At 62.9% G+C, this 14149-nt stretch carries 15 protein-coding genes and 1 riboswitch; of the genes, 10 read left to right on the forward strand and 5 right to left on the reverse strand.

The features are described 5' to 3' along the window. The first annotated feature begins 12 nt into the window (after nucleotides 1–12). Genes NJ69_RS08155 through NJ69_RS08170 form a run of 4 tightly spaced genes read left to right on the forward strand, consistent with a single transcriptional unit; the run spans nucleotide 13 to nucleotide 3493 of the window. Nucleotides 13–771 carry an ABC transporter substrate-binding protein gene (locus tag NJ69_RS08155; RefSeq protein ID WP_029614806.1) on the forward strand — a complete coding sequence of 253 codons (759 nt, stop codon included), beginning with the start codon at nucleotides 13–15 and terminating at the stop codon, nucleotides 769–771. 45 nt (nucleotides 772–816) lie between these two features. Next, the gene (gene ehuD, locus NJ69_RS08160; protein WP_029614807.1) at nucleotides 817–1473 is read left to right on the forward strand and encodes an ectoine/hydroxyectoine ABC transporter permease subunit EhuD; all 657 of its coding nucleotides are present in this window, start codon (nucleotides 817–819) and stop codon (nucleotides 1471–1473) included. After that, complete coding sequence (locus NJ69_RS08165; protein ID WP_039577929.1) at nucleotides 1470–2213, forward strand: amino acid ABC transporter ATP-binding protein; 744 nt, start codon at nucleotides 1470–1472, stop codon at nucleotides 2211–2213. The genes ehuD and NJ69_RS08165 overlap by 4 nt, the downstream gene beginning before the upstream one ends. Beyond that, nucleotides 2210–3493, forward strand: coding sequence for an NAD(P)/FAD-dependent oxidoreductase (locus NJ69_RS08170; RefSeq protein WP_039577932.1), 1284 nt, complete (start codon nucleotides 2210–2212; stop codon nucleotides 3491–3493). Before NJ69_RS08165 ends, NJ69_RS08170 begins: the two co-directional genes overlap by 4 nt. Nucleotides 3494–3586: 93 nt before the next feature. Here NJ69_RS08170 and arfB read toward each other — a convergent pair whose 3' ends face one another. Beyond that, a complete protein-coding gene (gene arfB, locus NJ69_RS08175) occupies nucleotides 3587–4000 on the reverse strand; it encodes an alternative ribosome rescue aminoacyl-tRNA hydrolase ArfB (RefSeq protein WP_029614809.1) in 414 nt (137 codons plus the stop codon). A gap of 223 nt (nucleotides 4001–4223) precedes the next feature. On the opposite strand from arfB, the gene NJ69_RS08180 reads away from it, so the two are divergent. Further along, nucleotides 4224–5282, forward strand: a complete 1059-nt coding sequence (locus NJ69_RS08180) for a DUF1176 domain-containing protein (RefSeq protein ID WP_039577934.1) — start codon at nucleotides 4224–4226, stop codon at nucleotides 5280–5282. A 21-nt stretch (nucleotides 5283–5303) separates the two neighbouring features. On the opposite strand, the gene NJ69_RS08185 is transcribed toward NJ69_RS08180, so the two are convergent. Further along, entirely contained in the window at nucleotides 5304–6050 is a 747-nt protein-coding gene (locus NJ69_RS08185) for a sulfite exporter TauE/SafE family protein (RefSeq protein WP_039583182.1), read from the reverse strand. An 89-nt stretch (nucleotides 6051–6139) separates the two neighbouring features. Here NJ69_RS08185 and NJ69_RS08190 point away from each other — a divergent pair, with 89 nt between their 5' ends. After that, nucleotides 6140–7030, forward strand: a complete 891-nt coding sequence (locus tag NJ69_RS08190) for a LysR family transcriptional regulator (RefSeq protein WP_039577935.1) — start codon at nucleotides 6140–6142, stop codon at nucleotides 7028–7030. A gap of 127 nt (nucleotides 7031–7157) precedes the next feature. Beyond that, a complete protein-coding gene (locus tag NJ69_RS08195; protein WP_039577938.1) occupies nucleotides 7158–8426 on the forward strand; it encodes a DUF2254 domain-containing protein in 1269 nt (422 codons plus the stop codon). 22 nt (nucleotides 8427–8448) lie between these two features. On the opposite strand, the gene NJ69_RS08200 is transcribed toward NJ69_RS08195, so the two are convergent. From NJ69_RS08200 to NJ69_RS08210, 3 genes are all read right to left on the reverse strand, one after another. Further along, on the reverse strand, nucleotides 8449–9741 hold the full coding sequence (locus tag NJ69_RS08200) for an MFS transporter (RefSeq protein ID WP_039577940.1): 1293 nt from the start codon (nucleotides 9739–9741) through the stop codon (nucleotides 8449–8451). A 112-nt stretch (nucleotides 9742–9853) separates the two neighbouring features. Beyond that, entirely contained in the window at nucleotides 9854–10459 is a 606-nt protein-coding gene (locus NJ69_RS08205) for a DJ-1/PfpI family protein (RefSeq protein WP_039577942.1), read from the reverse strand. 33 nt (nucleotides 10460–10492) lie between these two features. Then, complete coding sequence (locus NJ69_RS08210; RefSeq protein ID WP_029614815.1) at nucleotides 10493–10897, reverse strand: DUF2251 domain-containing protein; 405 nt, start codon at nucleotides 10895–10897, stop codon at nucleotides 10493–10495. Nucleotides 10898–11008: 111 nt separating this feature from the next. Next, nucleotides 11009–11215: riboswitch (cobalamin riboswitch) on the forward strand. Nucleotides 11216–11324: 109 nt separating this feature from the next. On the opposite strand from NJ69_RS08210, the gene NJ69_RS08215 reads away from it, so the two are divergent. The 3 genes from NJ69_RS08215 to NJ69_RS08225 are packed head-to-tail and all read left to right on the forward strand — an operon-like array spanning nucleotide 11325 to nucleotide 14088. Continuing rightward, a complete protein-coding gene (locus NJ69_RS08215) occupies nucleotides 11325–12101 on the forward strand; it encodes an ABC transporter ATP-binding protein (RefSeq protein ID WP_039583185.1) in 777 nt (258 codons plus the stop codon). Then, the gene (locus NJ69_RS08220) at nucleotides 12098–13066 is read left to right on the forward strand and encodes an ABC transporter substrate-binding protein (protein ID WP_039577944.1); all 969 of its coding nucleotides are present in this window, start codon (nucleotides 12098–12100) and stop codon (nucleotides 13064–13066) included. Before NJ69_RS08215 ends, NJ69_RS08220 begins: the two co-directional genes overlap by 4 nt. Beyond that, on the forward strand, nucleotides 13066–14088 hold the full coding sequence (locus NJ69_RS08225) for a FecCD family ABC transporter permease (protein WP_039577950.1): 1023 nt from the start codon (nucleotides 13066–13068) through the stop codon (nucleotides 14086–14088). Before NJ69_RS08220 ends, NJ69_RS08225 begins: the two co-directional genes overlap by 1 nt. Nucleotides 14089–14149: the final 61 nt, after the last annotated feature.

Raw genomic sequence — 14149 nt, forward strand, 5'->3', positions numbered from 1 at the left:
GGAGTTCAGTCCATGCGTTCATCCCTTCGTGCTTTCAGTTGCGCCATGGCCGTCGCGGCCACTGTTCTTGCAAGCAATGCCCACAGCGCCGACGCGTATAAAGTGGGTGCAACAGCAACAGGCGTCCCGTTCACGTTCCTCGATGTGAAGACCAACACGATCCAAGGCATGATGATCGACTCGGCACAGGCCGTCGCCAAGGCGGGTGGTTTCGACGTCAGTGTCTTGCAAACCAACTTCTCGGCACTGATCCCCTCCCTGACAGCCAAGAAGATCGACATCATTTCCGCGGCGATGCTCAAGACCCCAGAACGGGAAAAGGTCGTCCAGTACTCCAAGCCCGTCTATGAATACGGTGAAGCATTGGTCGTACGCGCTGATGACACGACGCGCTACACCAGCATGGATGATTTCAAGGACGAAGTGGTTGGGGCTCAAGTCGGCACGGTGTTCATCGACGAACTCAAGCGTCGCGGCCTCTACAAGGAAGTCCGGGGTTACGACTCGATTTCCGACCTGTTGCGTGACCTGGCACTCGGACGCATCAAGGCGGCCTTCGCCGACAAACCCATTCTCACGTATCAGGCCTCCCAAGGCGTGCTGAAGAACGTTCGCCTGGTCGACAGTTATCAGCCGAGCCTCAAAGGCGAGGTGTGCTTGATCGTGCGCAAAGGCGATGAGCAACTGCTGGAGCAGGTCAACCGCGGTATCGATGCCATCAAGGCAGATGGCACGCTGGATTCGATCATTGCCAAATGGCACATCAACTGACGCGATGACCCTCCCCGGGCGCCTCTAGAAACGGCAGGTATTCCCATGCTTCTGCAGAACGTTCTGGACTTCCTCCCCATTCTCCTGGAAGGGGCGGTCGTCACGCTCAAGGTCACGGTGCTTTCCTTCGTGCTCAGTTCGGTGATCGGGCTTGTCTTCGCCTTGATGATGGTGTCTCAAAGCAAGGCAATCTCTCGGACGGGCTACACAGTCGTCAATATCATCCGCGGGCTGCCCATCATCGTGCAGCTGTTCTACATCTACTTCGTACTGCCCGATTTTGGCGTGCAACTCAGCGCCTTCCAGGCCGGTGTCCTGGGCCTCGGTATCGCCTACTCGGCCTACCAGGCTGAAAACTTCCGGGCGGGCATCCAGGCCGTTCAGCAAGGGCAGATCGAAGCAGCCGAATCGATCGGCATGCGCGGCGCGATGATCATGCGCCGAGTGGTGCTCCCGCAGGCCTTCAGGATCGCCCTGCCCCCCTACGGCAATACGCTGGTGATGATGCTCAAGGACTCCTCGCTGGTGTCAACCATCACGGTCGCGGAAATGACCCGTGCGGGTCAGCTGATCGCCTCCTCGACCTTCGAAAACATGACGGTTTATACCCTGGTGGCCGTGCTCTACCTGGCCTTCAGCTTGCCGCTGTCCTACGGACTGCGCCGCCTGGAAGCCCGCTTGGGAACGAGGAAGAACGCATGATCAGCATCAAGTCGCTGCACAAGAGCTACGGCTCGACTCGCGTGCTGGAAGGCATCGATCTGGAGGTCGACAACGGCGAAGTCGTCTGCCTGATCGGGCCTTCGGGCTCCGGGAAGTCCACGTTGCTGCGCTGCATCAACGGCCTGGAAACCTATGAAGGTGGCGATATCTTCGTTTCCGGAGCGCGCGTGGACAGGCACGGCAAGGCCATCCACACCATCCGCACCGAGGTGGGCATGGTGTTCCAGCGCTTCAACCTGTTCCCGCACCGCACGGCGCTGGAAAATGTCATGGAAGGCCCAGTGTACGTGAAGAAGGAAAGCGTCAGTGCAGCGCGCGAGCATGCCTTGGCGCTCCTTGAGAAAGTGGGCCTGTCACACCGTGTCGATGCGTATCCGGATCAGCTTTCGGGGGGCCAGCAACAGCGCGTGGCGATCGCACGAGCACTGGCCATGCGACCCCAAGCCATTTTGTTCGATGAACCGACCTCCGCCCTCGATCCGGAACTGGTGGGTGAAGTGTTGAGCGTCATGCGGGCACTGGCCAAGGAGGGTATGACCATGGTGGTCGTAACCCATGAGATGGCGTTCGCCAAAGAGGTGTCCGACAAAGTGTGCTTCCTGTACGGCGGCAACATCGTGGAATCCGGTGCGCCGCAGGACGTGTTCGGCAGGCCCTCTCACCCGCGCACCCAGGAGTTCCTGCGCCGGATTCTGAACACCGGGGAGTCGACGGGATGAGCGCGAACAGTCTTGCAATGCCGAAGTCCCTGTGGGCCGCCACAGGCGCGCCTGCACCGGCCACTCCTGCGCTCGCCAGCGACACCCGCGTGGATGTCGCGATCGTGGGTGCCGGCTATACCGGTATCACCACCGCGCTGCACCTGGCTGCGGCAGGCACAACGGTGTGCGTGCTCGATGCGGGGGAGCCTGGATGGGGGGCGTCCGGGCGTAACGGTGGCCAAGTGATTCCCGGCCTCAAATACGATCCCGACGACCTGGCCAAGATGTTCGGTGCGCGTGCCGAAGCCATCATCGAGGTGGCCGGGCATGCTGCAGATGAGGTGTTTCGCTTGATCGATCACTACGGTATCGAGTGCGATGCCGTGCGCAACGGCTGGATACAACCCGCGTTCACCCCTACGGCCATGCGTGCGATCGAAAACCGCGCGCGGCAGTGGCAGCGACGCGGCGTGCCGGTGGAGATCCTCGATGCAACGGCCACTGCGAAGAGGATTGGTAGCCAAGCCTACCTGGGCGCCTGGGTCGATCCTCGGGCCGGCAGCGTTCATCCGTTGAACTTCATCAGAGGCCTTACCCGCGCCGCCCTCCAGCACGGTGCGCAGATCCATGGCCAGACCCGCGTGGTCGGGCTCAAGCGCGAAGGCGAGCGCTGGACGCTGACCACGGCCCAGGGCAACCGCGTCACTGCGCAGCGCGTCGTGCTTGCGACGGATGGCTACTCCGACGATCTATGGCCGGGTCTCAAGCAAACCGTGATCGCGGCCAACAGCTTCATCGTGTCTACCCCGCCGCTGCCCGAGGACATCGCCCAGCAGATTCTGCCGCAAGGCGAGGTCTGCTCGGATTCACGCAGGCTCCTGCTGTACTACAAGAAGGATGCGGCAGGACGTTTCCTGCTTGGCGGGCGCGGGCCTTTCTCAGAACCGAAATCCCACAACGATTTCAACCCGCTCAAGCGTGCGGTGACCTCGATATTCCCTCAGCTCCAGGGCGTTGGGTTCGAGCATCACTGGAGTGGAAGGGTGGGCCTGACCCGGGACTTCCTCCCGCACGTGCATGAACCCGAGCCGGGCTTGAGCATTCTGCTGGGTTACAACGGCCGGGGGATCGCCATGTCCACCACGCTGGCCAAGCACCTGTCGCAACGCATTCTCGGCACGACCCAGGCTTTACCGTTTCCCATTACCACCGTGGATCCGATCCCCTTCCACAGCCTCCAGCGTTTGTACCTGGGCGCGGGTATAGCCTGGTATCGGATGCTGGATGCCATCGCTTGATGAGGCTGGCGTCAGGGCTTGCTCGGGCGTTGCCTGTATCGCGTCCCGAGCGATCCCGAGCGCGCACTGAAACTCGATCTGCCGTGCGCAGGGTTAGAAATCCACTTTGCCCCGACCCGCCTTGACCGTACTACGCCTGGCCTTGCCATCCAGGCGACGGGTCTTGGAACCCAGCGTCGGCTTGGTGGGGCGGCGTTTCTTCTCGGTCTTGCCCGCAGACACGATCAACTCGGCAAGACGCGTCAATGCATCGGCACGGTTCTGCTCTTGGGTTCGGTACTGCTGGGCCTTGATGATCAACACGCCATCGCCGGTGATGCGACTGTCACGCAGTGCCAGCAGGCGCTCTTTGTAGAATTCGGGCAAGGACGAGGCGCGGATGTCGAAACGCAGGTGCACGGCGCTGGACACCTTGTTGACGTTCTGCCCACCGGCGCCTTGTGCACGAATATAAGTGAGTTCGATGTCGGCATCGGGCAGATGCACGGTATTCGAAATGGTCAGCATCGCAGAGTCCTCGTGATTGCCACCATTATCACAGCCTCCGGGGCTAGCCCATAGCCTGGAGAGCCGGAGGCGTGAAAACACCGAGACCCATCCGGTCCACGGGCTGCGACTATTTTGACTGTGACCCCTCCCCTCATTCTTGTGCCAATCGCTCACCCAGGCTGCTTGCCACACCGGTTCATGCGTTAATCCCTGCTCCCCACTCCATTCGCACGCCCCGACCATGCGCCGTCTTCTCGCCCTGCTGACCTGCCTGATCGCCTCTACCGGCCATGCTGCCGACTCGCCGCCGCTGTCCCGAGACATCAAGGACTGGAACGTCACCTGCGACAACGTGCGCACCTGCACCGCCGTGTCCACCCGGCCTGCCAGCGCCGAGCTCGGTGAGTTGTATTTTCCACTGCGCATCGTGCGCAAGGCCGGGCCTGATGACGCGTTGCACATCAGCGTCTTCAGCTACAACGACCTGCATGGCGATCCGCTGATCGACTACGAATCGCTGCGCATGCCGCTGGTCGAGCGCAAGCGCGCGGACTTCGACGTGACCGAGGTACCTGAACTGCGCAGTGCGAGCGGTGCAGATGCCCTGACCTTCATCTACGCACTGCGCAACGCCAAGCAGTTGGCCTTCAGCACCTCGGATGGTCCCTCGAGCGCCTCGCTGATCGGCATGACCGGTGCGCTGTTGTTGATGGATGAGGTGCAGGGCCGGATCGGTACCGTCACCGCGCTCGCGCGGCCGGGAGACGCGCCGGCCAGCGACGTGCCGCCGGCCCCGCCCACGCCCACGTTGCCGGTCTGGACCGCTCCGTCCTCCCTGAGTGCCACGCAGACGCAGCAGCTACTGGACACTGCCATGGCTGCGAGCCGCGGCGACTGGCAACAAGATGTCATCGAAGGCGACGAGCCCACCGGGAAGGTTTATGCGCTGACGGACGAACAAGCGCTATTGATCGTGCAGACCGGCTGCAGCGCCTACAACTGCGATTATCGGCTGTACCTGATGCCCCTGGCGCACCCGGAACAGGTTCGTCCTGCCCCCTTCCAGACGATCGCCCAGTTGCCTGACCTGGCTCCCGACGGCAGCGTCCAATTCGATACGGCAACGGGCGAGTTGACCAGTCTGCAGTTGGCCAACGGCATGGGTGGCTGCGGTATATCGACACGCTGGCGCTATGACGGTGAGCGTTTCGTGCTCAGTCATGCCGCGCAGATGAGTGCCTGCATGGGCTTGAACGATGCCGATTGGCCGGTGCTGTGGGAGACCGCCGTACAGCCGTGATCGGGACCGACCTCATTGGCATCACAAAAAAGGCCGCGAGGCCAACTCCAGACCCAGCACTGCCAGAAAGATCAAAAAGCACTGCTTGAAACGCTTCGGACTGATCCGCGTTCGAATGGACTGCCCAACGAACATGCCCACCATCGCAGGAATGACAGCCAGCGTCGACAGACCCACCTGCTCGAATTTCATACCGCCATGCAGCAGCAACCCCGCAGCCAATGCCACCGTCGAGGTGGTAAAGGACAACCCAAGCGCCTGCACCAACTCGTCCCTTTCCAATCGCAACGACTGCAAATACGGAACCGCCGGCATTACGAACACACCAGTAGCGCCGGTGATGGCGCCCGTTACCAGACCTATGACCGGCGAGAGATAGCGTTCGGCACGCTGGGAAACAACGAAGGTTGTGGCGAACAGGGCATAAAGCGCGTAGATGAGCAGCGCAATACCCAAGGCAAACCCAGACCATGCCGGATTGACTGAGACAAGCAATGCCGCCGCCGGCAGCGTTCCCACGGCAATGGCAGCCTGCATGGGCCATAAGCGACGTATCAAGTGGTAGGTCCCTGGCCCGGATACGCACTGCCAGACATTGGTCACCAATGACGGAATGATCAACAGTGCGGCAGCGGCGGACGGTGGCATCGCGGTGCCGAGCAATCCCATCGCGACAGTGGGCAACCCCATACCTGTGACGCCTTTCACTGCCCCTGCGGCGATGAACGTCAACGTCAGCATCACCACTAAAAAATAGGTCTCGTTCATCCCTCGATTGAAGGCCATCGGACCCGGTGCGCACAATCAGGACTTTTTCCGCTACCCTTCGGGCAGTCCGAAGGGTTAAGGAGACGTTGATGCGATTCGATCTAGCCGACCTTCGTCTTTTTCTCTGTGTGCTCGACGCCGGCAGCATCACCCAAGGCGCGCTGTCGGCCAACCTGGCCTTGGCATCGGCCAGTGAGCGACTGCGTAGCATGGAGGTCGATGCAGGGGTTGCCCTCCTGGAGCGCCATTCACGCGGCGTCACCGCAACCCAGGCGGGCGAAGCGGTTGCCCACCATGCTCGGCTCATACTGCAACAACAAGCCGTTCTGAAAGGTGAACTCAGGGGATTTGCATCGGGTGCTCACGGCACACTGGCCTTGTACGCGAACACGGCAGCACTGACCCATTTCCTCCCCCCGAGACTTGCCGATTGGCTGGCTGACCGGCCACACCTGCATATGGACTTGCGCGAGCGAACCAGCGCAGAGATCGTGCAAGGGGTCACCGCCGGATTGATCGAAGCGGGCATCGTGTCAGATTCATCCAACGCTGCGGACCTGTGTGTTCGCCCAATTGCACGGGACCACCTCGTGCTCATCGTGCCCGCCACTCACCCGCTCGCCACGCGCAAAGCAGTGCATTTTCTTGAAGTGCTCAATGAGACATTTGTCGGCCTGGCTTCGGGTAATGCCCTGCAGGACCACCTTGAAGATCAAGCCAAGGCCCTTGGCCGTCGATTGACGCTGCGCATCCAGATGAAGACCTTCGATGGACTGTGCACGATGGTCAACCGGGGGATCGGAGTGGCAATCTTGCCTCAGTGCATCGCTGCCCGACATCGACGGCGTCACTCATACTCGACCTTGGCCATCGAGGATGAGTGGGCGCGCCGCCAATTGTGTGTGGTCTACCGAGAGTGGCTGACATTGTCGCCAGCCATGCAAAGCTTGCTGGAGCACTTGGGTGCCTGTGCCGATTGACCCCATCGTTTCAGCATGAAGAACAGCCCATCCCCAATAAAACTTTCAGCGCCCCGCACCACTCAACCAGGCACTGCGCCACTCTCTGTACAGGGCGCGCCGTTCCTCAACTGCGTAGGTAGAAACGATGATCGCTCGATGGCGCTGGGCTTTGGGTCAAATGACCAAGCGACTGTGGTTCCGTGCCACGCTGTTCTCGCTGACCGGCGTGATCACCGCGCTGCTCGCCATCACCTTGCGCGATTTCGTACCCCCCACGCTACCGGCGAAAATCGGCGCCGATTCGGTCGACAAGATCCTGGGCATCATCGCGTCGAGCATGCTGGCGGTCACCACCTTTTCACTGAGCACCGTGGTCTCCGCCTACAGCGCCGCCAGCAATGGCGTCACACCCCGGGCGACCACCCTGGTGATGGAGGACTCCACCACCCAGAACGCCCTTGCGACGTTCATTGGATCGTTCCTGTTCAGTCTGGTCGGCATCATCGCGCTGAGTACCGGTGCTTACGGCGCGCAAGGCCGGGTCGTGTTGTTCGCCGTGACCCTGGTCATGATCGTGCTGATCATCTACACCCTGCTGCGCTGGATCGACCACTTGTCCACGCTCGGCAGAGTCGGTGAAACCATCGACCGGGTCGAGCGCGCGACCCTCGCAGCCCTTGAGCAGCGTGCCCGCTGGCCGTTCATGGGGGCCGCCCCTTACCCCGTCGACGTCGCCCTCCCCGCGCAGGCAATGACGATCGTCAGCGTGGACACCGGCTATGTCCAGCACATCGATGTGAGCGCGCTCGCGGTGGTTGCCAAGCGGCACGACGTCGAGATCTACCTCGAGGTACTGCCTGGCAGCTTTGTCCACCTGGGTGCGCCCCTGGCACGCCTGCTCAACACGTCCTCAGCCAGCAGCGACCTGGAAACTGAACTGCGCCACGCGATCACCGTGGGGCTGCGCCGCACCTTCGATCAAGACCCGCGTTTCGGCCTGTCGGTGCTGGCAGAGATCGCCTCGCGCGCCCTGTCCCCGGCCACCAATGACTCCGGTACGGTCATCGATGTGATCGGTCGCGGGGTGCGCTGCTTCTCTAAATGGGCTCTTCAGCCCGCCGACACCGATGACATCGACGCACACTGCCGGCGCGTGCATGTACGCTGCGTTGAGGTACACGACCTGTTCGACGACTTCTTCACCTTGATCGCTCGTGACGGCGCGGGCCTGCTGGAAATCGACATCCGCATGATCAAGGCCTTGATCAGCTTGACCGAAATCGACTCCGCCCGCTTCGGCACGCAGTGCCGGTTGCACGCGGCACTGCTGGTCAAACGCGCCGAGACAGCGCTGGTCCTGGATGAGGAGAAGACACGGCTCAGGGCCGTGGCCGCCCCCTTACTGACTGAGTGACCGGCTCAGCCAGCACCGGCACTTACGGCGCGGCGACCCGGCCGCGCACCGCCATCTTGCGGTACAGCACCAGCGTTGCGCTCAACGCGCACAGCGCGGCGAAGGTCACCCAGTACGCGGGCGCGGCCTTGTCGCCAGTCTCATGAATCAGCCAGGTCGACATCGCTGGGGTGAAGCCGCCGAACAGCGCCGTCGCCAGGCTATAGGCCAGCGAGAACCCCGCCACCTTCACATCCTCGGGCATGATTTCGGTCAGCGCGGGGATCATCGCGCCGTTGTACATCGCGTACAGGAACGAGAACCACAGCAGCACTTCCAGCATGTGCGCGAAGCTCGCCGCTTGCGCCAGGTAGGAAAGCGCCGGATAAGCCGTGAACACGGTCAGCACGGTCATGGCGATGAGCATCGGCTTGCGTCCGAAGCGGTCGCTGAGCGTGCCGCCGATCGGCAGCCAGAAGAAGTTCGACACCCCGACCAGCAGCGTCACCAACAAGGCATCGGTGGTGCTCAGGTTGAGAACGGTCTTGCCGAAAGTCGGCGCATACACCGTGATGAGGTAGAACGCGCTGGTGGTCATCGCCACCATCAGCATGCCACCCACCACCACGCCCCAGTTCTGGCCGAGTGTGGCAATCACCTGCTTCATGGTCGGGCGATGGCTGCGGTTTTCGAAGGCTTCAGTTTCTTGCAGGTTGCGGCGCAGGAAAAAGATGAAGGGAATGATCAGGCACGCCACGGCGAACGGTATGCGCCAGCCCCACTCGCTGATCTGCAAGGGCTGCAGCGACTGATTCAAGGCATAACCCAAGGCGGCGGCAACGATGATTGCCACCTGCTGACTGCCAGACTGCCAGCTGGTGTAGAAGCCCTTTTTGCCGGGTGTGGCCATTTCGGCGAGATAGACCGAAACACCGCCCAGCTCTGCCCCGGCGGAGAAGCCTTGCAGCAACCGCCCGATCAGCACCAGCAGCGGCGCCCAGTAGCCAATGGTGGCAAAGCCGGGCACCAGCACGATCAGCAGCGTGCCACTGGCCATGATCGACAGCGTCACGATCAGGCCTTTGCGCCGACCGACGTCGTCGATGTAGGCCCCCAGGACGATGGCGCCCAGCGGGCGCATGAGAAAGCCTGCACCGAAGACGGCGAAGGTCATCATCAAGGACGCGAACTCGCTGGAGGCCGGGAAGAAGGCCCCCGCGATCTGGGTGGCATAGAAGCCGAACAGGAAAAAGTCGAATTGTTCGAGGAAGTTACCCGAGGTGACGCGAAACACCGCAGCGGCTTTGGACCGAGCGGCGTGAGGTGACGCAGGCATAGACGGTTCTCCAGCGTAAATCTTCTTGGTGTTGTGCACTTTACCGTCTGGAGTATGCCGGACACATCCTGAAACGATTAATGAAATCTGTTCATGCCACCCCTGGCGCTGTTCAGGGGTTCTCGGTCCAGTCGAACGCCATCTGCCGGGCCGTGCGCTCGGCCAAGGCTCGGCTGTGAAGACGCTCGACCAAGTGCAGGCTCATGTCGATACCGGCGCTGATGCCGGCCGAGGTGACCAAGGCGCCTTGGTCGACCCAGCGCACGTCCTCGAGCACGTCCAATGCCGGGAACATGGCCTTCAGATCAGCGATGTCTTCCCAGTGAGTGGTCGCCTGCAGGCCATCGAGCTTGCCGGTGCGGGCCAGCAGGAACGCGCCGGTGCACACCGACGCCACCGTGCGATCAGGCCGGCACTGTTCACGGATCCAGTCGATCACCTCGGCTTTGGCCAGCTCAGCAGTGACCACACCGCCCGGCACGATCAGGCAATCCAGCGTCGGGTGGTCGTTGATGCTGTAGTCGGGATCGATCTTCAAACCTGCGCGGGCATGAACGGCCGTCCGCGTGCGGCCGAGGGTGAAGACGCAGAACAGCGGCTGCTCGCTGGCAGCGCTGCGTTCGTGCATGCGTGTAGCCGTGGTGAAGACTTCGTACGGTCCTGCAAAGTCCAGCACTTCGACGTCATCGAAGACGTAGATACCGATATTCAGCGACATTCAAGATCACTCCATGGCACGGCGGACAAAGGCTCAGGCGAACAGTTGCAAGGCGTCGTCCGTCCACTCATGCCCTTCTTCGGACCAACCTTTGCCGACGGCAGGCGGGAAGCCGGTGCGGCAGTAACCGCGTTTGGCCTGGAAGTCGAAAATGGCGTGGGGGAAGTCGTTGATCAGCAGCACGGCTTTGAGGTGATCCTCGGACCAGCCGATCTTGACCTGCGAGGCTTTGTCGCGGTCGGAAATCTGCTCGACGTTATAGATGTGCAGCGCGTCCTGAATCGGGTTTTCAGCGCACGACGTGTCCAGAGCGTAGAAATAACCCGTCTCGCCATCATCTTCAAAGACCACGACATAGGCGCCCTGCTGCGCGGGGGCTTCAGCGACCAACTCGGTGCCGGGAAACAATTCGCTGTCTGCTGCTAGATAGATTGGCATCAGTTCCATCCTTGCTGTCGATAAAGACCTCGATCATGGTTCAGGTTCGCCAATCACTGCAAGCGGCCAGGCGCGCCGGATCGGTTGACGCATGGCCGACATAAATGCTCAGATGCGCCCCTTGTTTCAGGTGTCCCCGGCCGCCGCGTCGGGGATTAAACGGGAAGCCGGTGCCTCGCCCTTGGCGAGCAGTCCGGCGCTGCCCCCGCAACGGTAGGCGAGCGAGACATTCGATACACCACTGTGCCCAGGGCATGGGAAGGTGAATGTCTCAGGTTCCTCGCAAGCCCGGAGACCGGCCTGCTGCAGCTATTGGCAACTCCCGCGGCGGGCGGGCACTGGCCGGTTTTCGCGAGCGTCTGCGCGCGTCACCCGCGTGCACCTGCGCCGTAGGGGAATCTTCAATTCCGCGATGGTCGGCTCGTGCATGTCCTGCCCTACCCTGCATCTCCACGCGCTGCACTGGTCGCCTCACGGCGCGCCACGGCCATTGCTGGACAACATCGATCTGCACGTTGGTCCTGGCGAGTTCGTCGGCCTGATCGGCCCCAACGGCAGCGGCAAGACTAGCCTGCTGCGGTGTGCCTACCGCTTCAGCCGGCCCGATGCCGGCCAGGTACGACTCGAAGGTGAAGACATCTGGCAGCGCACGCCGCGCTGGGCTGCCCAGCGCATCGCCGTGATGCTGCAGGAATTTCCCGAAGACTTCGGGCTTAGCGTGCGCGACGTGGTGGCCATGGGCCGAACACCGCACCAGGGCTGGTTCGATGGCGACGCCGATACCGCGCTGATCGACACCACGCTGGACCGCCTGGGCCTGCTGCCCCGCGCATTGGACGCCTTCACGTGCCTGTCTGGTGGTGAAAAACAACGGGTATTGCTGGCCCGCGCACTGGTGCAGCAGCCGAGGCTGCTGATCCTCGACGAGCCCACCAATCACCTGGATCCCCGCTTCCAACTGGCCCTGCTGCAACAACTGCGCGGCACCGGCCTGAGCCTGCTGGCCAGTTTCCACGACCTCAACCTGGCCGCCGCCTTCTGCGATCGGTTGTACGTGCTCGACGCCGGTCGCGTAGTGGCCCACGGCACACCGCAGCAGGTGCTCACCGAGCAGTGCCTGGCCGAGGTCTTCGGTGTGCGCGCGCTGGTCGACTGCCACCCCTTGGCGCCCCATCCACGCATCACTTGGATCAGTCCCGCATGAAAGCGTTGTTCGCCTGCCTGGCCCTGCTGGCCGCCCTGCCCCTCGCCGCTCAGGCGGCGCCTTACCCGGTGACCGTTCGCAGTTGCGACCGCGACGTGACCTTCGATCACGCGCCGCAACGCGCGGTCAGCCATGACATCAACCTCACCGGCATGCTGCTGGCACTGGGACTGCGCGATCACATGGCCGGCTACAGCGGCATCAGCGGCTGGAAGACGCTGGATCCGAGCCTGCGCCAGGCGCTCGACGGCTTGCCGGAACTTGCCCCGCGCTATGTCTCGGTCGAAAACCTGCTCGATGCCGATACCGACTTCTTCTTCGCCGGCTGGGCCTACGGCATGCGCATCGGCGGTCCGGTCACGCCACAGACCCTGGCACCTTTCGATATACCGGTGTACGAGCTGAGCGAGTCCTGCTCTTGGATCATGCCCCAGCGTCACGCCAGTCTCGATGACCTTTACCGTGACCTGGACAACCTGGGACGGATTTTCGATGTCCGCGAGCGCGCCGCGGCCCTGGTGCAGCACATGCGCCAGCGTATCGAGCAAGTGGCGCAACGTACCGCCCACGCACCTCAGCGTGCGCGGGTGTTCCTCTATGACAGCGGCGAGGACCGGCCGATGACGTCCGGTCGCCTGGGAATGCCGCAGGCGCTGATCGATGCCGCGGGAGGGGACAACGTCATGGACGATCTGGCCGCCAGTTGGACCCACGTGAATTGGGAGAACGTGGTAGAGCGCGACCCTCAGGTGATCGTCATCGTCGACTATGGCCCGACGACCTGGCAGCAGAAACGCGACTTCCTGCTCGCCCAGCCGGCGCTGGCCAGCGTCGAGGCGATCCGCAAGCAGCGCTTCGTGGTGCTGTCCTACCTGCAGGTCACGCCGTCGGTTCAAAACGCCGAGGCGATCGAGGTCTTGGCCAAGGCCCTGCATCCTGAGTTGTTCGCCGAGGCCCAGCGGTGATGCCGATTCGCAACAGCGCACGCTATCGCCTGCTGATGCTGGCGCTGCTGGCCATGCTGCTGCTGTCGTGTCTGCTGTCGCTGGGCTTCGGCTCGGCCCAGGTGGCACTGGGCAAGGTGCTGGGTATCGTCCTGCACCACGTGGGCTTGGCCGAGTCGGGAGACTGGAGCCGTGGCCAGGCGCAGATCGTCTGGCAGATTCGCGCGCCACGCGTGCTGTTGGGCGCGTTGGTCGGCGCAGGCCTGGCGCTGGTGGGCGGCGCACTGCAGGCGGTGACCCGCAATCCGCTGGCCGACCCGCACCTGCTGGGCGTGAGTGCCGGCGCGGTGTTCGGCGCAGTCCTGGTGGTGCTGTTTCTCGGCCCCTTTGCCGGGGTCTTCAGCTTGCCGCTGGCGGCGTTCATCGGCGCACTGGGCAGCATGCTGCTGGTGCTCGGGGTAGCCAGCCGGGGCGGCCGACTGGAAAGTGATCGCCTACTGTTGGCGGGGGTCGCGGTGTCATTCGTCGTGATGGCCACGGCCAACTTGCTGCTGTACACCGGTGATCCGCATGCCGCCGCGTCGGTGATGTTCTGGATGCTCGGCGGACTGGGCTTGGCGCAGTGGTCGTTGCTGTGGCTGCCGGCGCTCTGCGTGCTGGCCGGGTTCGCGCTGCTGATGAGCCAGGCGCGGGCGCTCAATGCGCTGATGAGCGGCGAGCAAACCGCCGTGAGCCTGGGTTTCGATACCCGCGCGGTGCGTGCTCGGGTGTTCGTCGGTACGGCGCTGCTGACCGGGGTGCTGGTGTCGCTGTCCGGCGCCATTGGCTTCGTCGGCCTGATGCTGCCGCACATGGCGCGGCGTCTGGTAGGCGCGGAACATCGGCGGCTACTGCCCGCCTGCGCCCTGCTCGGCGCGCTGTTCATGATCTGGGTGGATGTGGGCGCGCGAACGCTGATCGCCCCGCAGGACTTGCCGATCGGCATCGCCACAGCGGCCATCGGTGGCGTGTTCTTCATCCTGCTGTTGCGGCGCAAGCACTGAGCCTGCGAGAGGAAGAAACGGGCCGCTTGCCCGAACTGCACCGCCAACTTGACGCCGGCGG

The sequence above is a fragment of the Pseudomonas parafulva genome, from assembly GCF_000800255.1.
GTDB lineage: Bacteria > Pseudomonadota > Gammaproteobacteria > Pseudomonadales > Pseudomonadaceae > Aquipseudomonas > Aquipseudomonas boreofloridensis.